Annotated in this window: 1 protein-coding gene; it reads right to left on the reverse strand. The window is 49.1% G+C overall.

Annotated elements, in window-relative coordinates; all coding sequences use genetic code 11:
* A partial coding sequence (locus tag WKT12_RS16435; RefSeq protein WP_340320327.1) for a YWFCY domain-containing protein occupies nucleotides 1-854 on the reverse strand: 854 nt, incomplete at its 3' end.
* Nucleotides 855-941 lie beyond the last annotated feature (87 nt).

The following is a 941-nucleotide window of genomic DNA, read 5'->3' on the forward strand; positions in this document are numbered from 1 at the left end:
AAATCCGGGTGAATGGGATTGCACCGATGAGAGCGTCGCGGGTCGTCGAAGTTGATCACATAGAACTTCGGCTTTACCTTGTAGCCGTCCGGGTGGTTCAGCAAATGGTTGTAGGCAATAGTAGATAGGTCGGGATACTTGAAATCGTAGATGTATTGACTAAAGCCCTTTTCAATCTGTTGCTTGATAAAATTGTTTACCACGGCATAGGACTTGCCGCTGCCCGGCGTACCCAACACGATGGACGCACGGAAGGGATTAACTACATTGATCCAACCGTTGTTCCAGCGTTTCCTGTAATAGAAACGTGTCGGCAGATTGACCGAATACTCGCTTTCGATAAGCCTCGTTTCCTGCATGAAACTCTCGTTCTCGTTGTTGAAAACATCCTCCATCAAATTGTGTTTCAACAGGCGGCTCATCCACAGACCACCCATCAACAGGCAGACATAGCCCGTTCCAATGGTAAGGACATACAGTCCCGTCACCGCTTCAAGCGGCAGCGGCAGGGGCAGCAACCACCAGTTCAGGAAAAACAGCACGAACCCGACGGCAAATGCTGTCCAGATTCTCCCCCAAGTGATTTTCTCACCCTTGACACCCTTCGTACCCAGACAGGACAAGGCAAGCAAAAGGACGGAAAACAGCTTCGTGTAGAGAATGGAATGGAACAGCCCCGCCGTGCGGTCGAAGTTCAGAAGGATTTTGTCCACCACGCCGATGTTCACGCCCCACAGCCGGATGGCTTCGTAGCAGAACCAGTACACGTTCATGACCACTAAAATGATACTCACGGCACGCAGAAAATCCATGATTTTCGCCAATGCCCTCAAATCGTCTTCTTGTTGTGACATACATTGATTTTTTAATTGTTGATACTCTGATTACATACCCAAGCCCTTGCGTTTTTTCTTCTTTTTGCGCTTCATCGCCCGGATGAA

The sequence above is a fragment of the Phocaeicola sp. HCN-6420 genome (genome assembly GCF_037890145.1).
Lineage (GTDB): Bacteria > Bacteroidota > Bacteroidia > Bacteroidales > Bacteroidaceae > Phocaeicola.